General features: G+C 74.2%; 6 protein-coding genes. 4 read left to right on the top strand and 2 right to left on the bottom strand.

The genetic code is table 11. The annotated features are described in order from the left end of the window. Window positions 1–6: 6 nt before the first annotated feature. Window positions 7–1,422 carry a sensor histidine kinase gene (locus ACTYVM_RS28360; RefSeq protein WP_445528680.1) on the top strand — a complete coding sequence of 472 codons (1,416 nt, stop codon included), beginning with the start codon at window positions 7–9 and terminating at the stop codon, window positions 1,420–1,422. On the opposite strand, the gene ACTYVM_RS28365 is transcribed toward ACTYVM_RS28360, so the two are convergent. Continuing rightward, a complete protein-coding gene (locus ACTYVM_RS28365; RefSeq protein WP_445528681.1) occupies window positions 1,412–2,410 on the bottom strand; it encodes a TAXI family TRAP transporter solute-binding subunit in 999 nt (332 codons plus the stop codon). The two genes, ACTYVM_RS28360 and ACTYVM_RS28365, sit on opposite strands and share 11 nt — an antisense overlap. Window positions 2,411–2,504: 94 nt before the next feature. Between ACTYVM_RS28365 and ACTYVM_RS28370 the strand changes: the two genes are divergently transcribed. Beyond that, window positions 2,505–2,909 (top strand): pyrophosphohydrolase domain-containing protein, encoded by a 405-nt coding sequence (locus tag ACTYVM_RS28370; protein ID WP_445528682.1) that lies wholly within the window; start codon window positions 2,505–2,507, stop codon window positions 2,907–2,909. Here ACTYVM_RS28370 and ACTYVM_RS28375 read toward each other — a convergent pair. Beyond that, window positions 2,833–4,131, bottom strand: coding sequence for a glycosyltransferase family 87 protein (locus ACTYVM_RS28375; RefSeq protein ID WP_445528683.1), 1,299 nt, complete (start codon window positions 4,129–4,131; stop codon window positions 2,833–2,835). The two genes, ACTYVM_RS28370 and ACTYVM_RS28375, sit on opposite strands and share 77 nt — an antisense overlap. A 181-nt stretch (window positions 4,132–4,312) precedes the next feature. Here ACTYVM_RS28375 and miaB point away from each other — a divergent pair, with 181 nt between their 5' ends. Together miaB and ACTYVM_RS28385 are read left to right on the top strand one after the other, a co-directional pair. Beyond that, complete coding sequence (gene miaB / locus ACTYVM_RS28380) at window positions 4,313–5,842, top strand: tRNA (N6-isopentenyl adenosine(37)-C2)-methylthiotransferase MiaB (protein WP_445528684.1); 1,530 nt, start codon at window positions 4,313–4,315, stop codon at window positions 5,840–5,842. Window positions 5,843–5,900: 58 nt separating this feature from the next. Further along, the gene (locus ACTYVM_RS28385; protein WP_445528685.1) at window positions 5,901–6,614 is read left to right on the top strand and encodes a class III extradiol dioxygenase subunit B-like domain-containing protein; all 714 of its coding nucleotides are present in this window, start codon (window positions 5,901–5,903) and stop codon (window positions 6,612–6,614) included. The last annotated feature ends 171 nt before the right edge of the window (window positions 6,615–6,785 follow it).

The raw sequence follows: 6,785 nt of genomic DNA on the forward strand, positions 1-6,785 counted from the left end.
GGACGGGTGAGCTCACGTCTGCTGCCGCTGCTCATCGTCCTGATGGCGGCCGTCCTGCTCGCCCTCGGCGTCCCGCTCGCCGTCAGCGTCGCCGGTGCCGAGCAGCAGAAGGCGGTCGTGGACCGCATCGACGACACCGCGCGCTTCGCCGCCCTGGCCCAGTTCGTCACCGACGGGACCAGCGGCCCCCGGCGCACGGTCCCGGACGAGCGGTTGGAGACCCTCAGCCGCGAACTCGGCAGCTACCACGAGGTCTACGGCATCAGGGCCGGCGTCTTCTACCGGACCGGCATCCCGATGGCCAACGCCCCGGCCGACTGGTCGCTGCCCGCGCGCGGAGAGGTGCGCGACGCCTTCGACGAGGCGTTGCTGAGCCGGCGCAGCCACGACCCGGAACAGGTCTGGCCCTGGCAGCGCCACCGGCTCGTCGTCGCCTCCCCTGTGATCCGGGACGGTGACGTCGTCGCGGTCGTCGTCACCGACTCGCCGACCGGGCAGATGCGTTCGCGGACCCTGCACGGCTGGCTGCTCATCGGTACCGGCGAGATCGCCGCGATGCTGCTCGCCGTCGGCGCCGCGCTGCGGCTGACCGGCTGGGTGCTCAGACCCGTGCGGATCCTCGACGCCACCACCCACGACATCGCCACCGGGCGGCTGAAGTCCCGGGTGGCGGCCGCCGGCGGGCCGCCCGAACTGCGTCGGCTCGCCCGCTCGTTCAACGAGATGGCGGACAACGTCGAGGACGTCCTCGAGCAGCAGCGCGCCTTCGTCGCCGACGCCTCGCACCAGTTGCGCAATCCGCTCTCCGCGCTGCTGCTGCGCATCGAACTGCTCGCGCTCGAACTGCCCCGGGACAACGAGGAGATCGCCTCGGTGCGCACCGAGGGCAAGCGCCTCGCCGAGGTCCTGGACGACCTGCTCGACCTGGCGCTCGCCGAGCACGCGCAACCGGATCTGAGACTCATCGACATCGGCGAGCTGGCCGCCGAGCGGGTGGCGGCCTGGGCGCCGGCCGCCGAGGCCGAGGGGGTGCGGCTGGTCGGCGACTGCCCGGCCACCACGGCCTGGGCCGACCCGGTGGCCCTGTCGTCCGCGCTGGACGCGGTGATCGACAACGCCGTGAAGTTCTCGCCTGGCGGCGAGAGCGTCGAGGTGACGGTCTCCTTCGACCGCGACACGTCGACGATCGTCGTCGCCGACCACGGCCCCGGTCTCACCGACGAGGAGCTCGCCCGCGTCGGCGACCGCTTCTGGCGCAGCGGACGCCACCAGAACGTCAAGGGATCCGGTCTCGGGCTGTCCATCTCCCGCGCGCTGCTCGCGGCGGGCGGCGGCTCGGTTTCCTACGCCCGGCACCGGGAGGAGGAGCCGCGCGGCCTGCGGGTGACGGTGACCGTGCCGAGGTCGGCGCCTACGGCTTGACCGAGCGGTAGTAGCGCCGGGCGCCCTCGTGCAGTGTCAGGGGATCGGTGTAGATCGCGGTGCGCAGGTCCACCAGCTGCGCGGAGTGGACGTGGGCGCCGATGCCGTCGCGGCTCTTGATGACGGTGCGGGTCACCCACTCCGTCAGCCTCGGGTCCATGTCCGCGCGCGTCATCAGCACGTTGGACACCGCGATCGTCGGCACGGTCGCGCCCTGCTGGACCGACGGGTACGCCGACTCCGGCATGTTGGCGGCGCGGTAGTAGCGGGTGGCGCCGCCCTCGGCGTGCAGCCTGGCCACCAGGTCGGCCTCGATCGGCACGAAACGGAACGCGAACTTCTCGGCCAGCCGTTGCAGACCGTCCGTCGGCAGCCCGCCCGACCAGAAGAACGCGTCGAGCTCGCCCCGTCGCAGCCGGTCCGGGGCGGTGCCTATGCCGTCGCTCATCGGGCGGATGCCCGTCTGCGGGTCGATCCCGGCGGTCCTGAGCACCCGCTCGGCGATCAGCCGCACACCGGACTCCGGCGGTCCGACCGACACCCGCTTGCCGCGCAGGTCCGCCACGGAGCGGACGGGCGAGTCGCGCGGGACGACGAGCTGCACGTAGTCGTCGTAGAGGCGGGCCACACCGCGCAGCCGCGCGGCACCCGGTCCATGGCTCACCTCGTAGGTCTCCACCGCGTCCGCCGCGGTGATGGTGAAGTCGGCCCGGCCGGTCGCCACCCGCGCGACGTTCTCCTGCGAGCCGTCGCTGGTCAGCAGCCGCACCTTCAGGTCGGGCATGTCCTTGGCGAACGCGGTGCGCAACCGCACGCCGTACTCCTGGTAGACCCCGCGCAGGGTTCCCGTGCTGAAGGTGATCGTTCCGCTCGGCGGGGCCTCGCCCAGGGGCAGCAGCCACCACAGCAGCAGCCCGAGGACCACGACCCCGGCGGCCGTGCCCGTCAGGCCGCGGCGTCGTCCGATGCGGGGGGACAGCTTTGGCATGCGCGCGATCCTGCCAGCGGTACGCCGAGCTGACCAGGGGCGAGCGACCCGGTGGCCGCCCGGCGCGGTCCGAGCCGGCGGCTACCCTCGCGACATGAGTTCCTCGCCCGCCGATCTGGTCCGTGAGTTCCACCGCGCCTTCGGGCTCGACGCCCGCCGCACGCCGACCCGGGTGCCGCCGGAGCTCGCCGCGCACCGCGGGGAACTGCTGGCGGAGGAGGCGGCCGAGGTCGCGGAGGTCTCCGTCGGCGGCCCGCTCGACCGGCTCGCGCACGAGCTGGCGGACGTCGTGTACGTGGCGTACGGCACCGCCCTGGTGCACGGCATCGACCTCGACGAGGTGATCGCCGAGATCCACCGCGCCAACATGACCAAGCTCGGCCCCGACGGGCAGGTCGCCCGCCGTGACGACGGCAAGGTGCTCAAGGGGGAGCACTACGTGGCTCCCGACGTGTCCGCCGTGCTGCGCCGGCAGGGCTGGGTTCCCGGCGGCGTCTGACGAGGAACGTGTACGGCCCGCGTACGTCCGGGGCGGCGGGCCGCCGCGGTGGACACCGCGCGCACCGCACGGCGAGCACCAGCGCGAGCCCGCACAGCGTGGCCGCGTCCTTGAACGCCCTGCGGGTCGAGCCGTCCAGGTGCGGGAAGGCGAACTGGGGCACCTGCGGGACGAGCGCGACCCAGAACCACGGCGAGCGCGTCACCGAGTCCGCCTCCAGCGCCCCGGCGACCAGCAGCGGCACGACGACGACCAGGTAGTGGTCGTAGGACGGCCGGGACACCAGGAAGGAAGCCAGCATCAGCAGCGCGGCCGTGTCCGCGAGCCGCGCGGGCCCCGGATCGGCGCGGCGCCAGCGCAGCCGGGCGCAGAGCACACCGGCCGCCGCCGCGGCCAGGGCCAGCACCTCGGCCGGTACGAGCGGCAGTTCCAGCCGCGGCAGCACCGCCGGCAGGGAGGCGTCGTACGGACGCATCAGACCGTCCCCGCCCTTGAGCAGGAAGGGCAGGGTGCGGGTGAAGAAGCCGCCCGGGTCCGGCATGATCAGGGCCGCGCCCGCCGACACGGCCAGCGGCACCGCCACCATCCAGGCCAGCGCCCGCCACCGCCGGGCCAGTACCAGCAGGACGATCAAGGGCAGCAGCAGCGGCTTCACCGCCACCGAGACGCCCAGGACCACCCCGGCCGTGTCCCAGCGGCCCCGGTCGGCCAGCAGCAGCGCCAGCGGCAGCGCCAGGGCGCCGACCGCCGTCCAGTTCCCCAGGGTCACCAGGTGGCCTACCGGTGCCCAGCCCAGCACCAGCCCCAGCAGCCCCAGCACCGCGAACCGGCTGCACGCCGGCACCCGGAACAGGCGCACCGCACACCACCAGCCGCCCGCGATCAGCGCCATGCAGGCCAACGGCGCCGCGACACGTACCACGGGCGCCGGGAGCGCGGCCTGCCCGGCGGCGAACAGCACGGCACTGGGCAGGTACAGGAAGCGCCGGTCGGCATACGGAGCGCCCCCGCCCAGCCAGATCTGCCCGGCATGGACGACGAAGGCGTTGTCCATCCCTCCCTGGGTGAACACGACGGCCACGCGCGCGGCGCGGGCGACCAGGACGACGGCGAGGAGGGCCACCGGGAGCGGACCGGCCGGCCGCAGCAGCCACGCGCGCAGCACCGCCGTCGGGGACACTTCCGGCGCGGGTGCCCGCAGGGCGTCACGAAGCTCCGTCACGCGTGTCATTTTGGGCCAGTTGCCCCCATGCGGGAGGAAGTGACCGGCCGTGTCGCCCTCACGTGGACGCAAAGCCTTCCGGCCGGGCCGTCGCTTCCGCGGATCCGCGCGGTGCCCGGCCCGGAAGGCCGTGGCGCTCCGCCCGTCCGGGGGGCTGCCGGGGACCGCCTACCCTTGACGCATGACCAGCAGCAGCGACCGGAGCCCCGCAGTGGACGTTCAAGGACCCAAGAGCTACGAGATCCGCACCTACGGGTGCCAGATGAACGTCCACGACTCCGAGCGGCTGGCCGGGCTGCTCGAGGACGCGGGGTACGTGCGGGCGCCGGAGGGGGCGGACGGCGAGGCGGACGTCGTCGTCTTCAACACCTGCGCCGTCCGGGAGAACGCCGACAACCGGCTGTACGGCAACCTGGGGCACCTCGCGCCGATGAAGGCGAAGCGGCCCGGGATGCAGATCGCCGTCGGCGGCTGCCTGGCGCAGAAGGACCGGGACACCATCGTGAAGAGGGCGCCCTGGGTGGACGTCGTCTTCGGCACGCACAACATCGGCAAGCTGCCCGTCCTGCTCGAGCGCGCCCGCGTGCAGGAGGAGGCGCAGGTCGAGATCGCCGAGTCCCTGGAGGCGTTCCCCTCCACGCTGCCGACGCGGCGCGAGAGCGCGTACGCGGCCTGGGTCTCGATCTCCGTCGGCTGCAACAACACCTGCACCTTCTGCATCGTCCCCGCGCTGCGCGGCAAGGAGAAGGACCGTCGCCCCGGAGACATCCTCGCCGAGGTGGAGGCCCTGGTCGCCGAGGGCGTCTCGGAGATCACGCTGCTCGGCCAGAACGTCAACGCCTACGGCTCCGACATCGGTGACCGCGAGGCGTTCAGCAAGCTGCTGCGGGCCTGCGGCGCCATCGAAGGCCTGGAGCGGGTCCGCTTCACCTCGCCGCACCCGCGCGACTTCACCGACGACGTGATCGCCGCGATGGCCGAGACCCCGAACGCCATGCCGCAGCTGCACATGCCGCTGCAGTCCGGCTCCGACACGGTGCTGAAGGCGATGCGCCGCTCCTACCGTCAGGAGCGCTACCTCGGAATCATCGAGAAGGTCCGCGCCGCCATCCCGCACGCCGCGATCACCACGGACATCATCGTGGGCTTCCCCGGCGAGACCGAGGAGGACTTCGAACAGACGCTGCACGTGGTGCGCGAGGCGCGGTTCGCGCAGGCGTTCACCTTCCAGTACTCCAAGCGCCCCGGCACCCCGGCCGCCGAGATGGAGGACCAGATCCCCAAGGAGGTCGTCCAGGCGCGCTACGAGCGGCTGGTCGCGCTCCAGGAGGAGATCTCCTGGGAGGAGAACAAGAAGCAGGTCGGCCGCACGCTGGAGCTCATGGTCGCCGAGGGCGAGGGCCGCAAGGACGGCACCACCCACCGCCTCTCCGGCCGCGCCCCCGACAACCGCCTGGTCCACTTCACCGAGCCCGAGCAGGACGTGCGTCCCGGCGACGTGGTCACGGTCGAGGTCACCTACGCCGCCCCGCACCACCTCCTCGCCGAGGGCCCGGTGCTCGACGTGCGCCGCACGCGCGCGGGTGACGCGTGGGAGAAGCGCACCGCCGCGGAGGCCGCCAAGCCGGCCGGTGTCATGCTCGGCCTGCCGAGGGTGGGCGTGCCCGAGCCGCTGCCCGTCGCCGCGAACAGCGGCTGCGGCTGCGACTGACCCGTCGAGCGGGCGGCCGCCCGACGCGCGGCCGCCCTGCGGAGCTACCCTGCGGATCATGCTTGTCGCCGCCGCTGTCTGCCCCTGCCCGCCCCTCCTCGTGCCCGAGCTGGCCGCGGGAGCCGCACCCGAGCTGGACCCCGCCCGGGCCGCCTGCGCGGACGCGCTGGGCGTGCTCGCCGCCGCCCGGCCCGACCTGCTGGTGGTCGTCGGGCCCGCGGAGGGCCCCGGGCGCGGCCCCCACCCGGAGGGCACCCGGGGATCGTTCCGCGGCTTCGGCGTCGACCTCGAGGTCCGGCTCGGCCGGGACACCGGCACCGGGGCAGCGGGCGAGCTGCCGCCCTCGCTCGCCGTCGCCGCCTGGCTGCTGGAGCGCGCCGGCTGGTCCGGCGCCTCCGTCGAGGGCCTCGGCGTGGGGGAGTCGCTGGAGCCCGAGCGGTGCGCGGCGGCCGGCCGCGACCTCGCCGCTCAGGCCGGGCGCGTGGCGCTGCTGGTGATGGGCGACGCCAGCGCGGCGCGGACGCTCAAGGCGCCGGGGTATCTCGACGAACGGGCCGAACCCTTCGACGCGGGCGTCGCCCGAGCGCTGGCGCAGGCCGACACATCGGCGCTCATGGCTCTCGACGTGGAGCCGGCCCACGAACTGAAGGCGTCGGGGCGGGCCCCCTGGCAGGTGCTGGCCGGCGCGGCCGAGCGCGCCGGACTCTCCGGCGCGCTGCTCCACGACGACGCGCCGTACGGAGTGGGGTACCTGGTCGCGGCCTGGTCGTGAGAGGGACACGGCGGGCGCGGGGACGCGGCCGGTACGGCCAGGACGGCACGCGTAGGAGACCCGGCACGCGTAGACCCGGCGGGCGCGGGGGGGGGGGGGGGGGGGGGGGGGGTCGTTCTTCTTCCCCCCTTCCCCCCCCCCCCCCCCCCCCCCACGCGGAGGGGGGGGGGG

Source organism: Streptomyces cyslabdanicus (genome assembly GCF_052663305.1).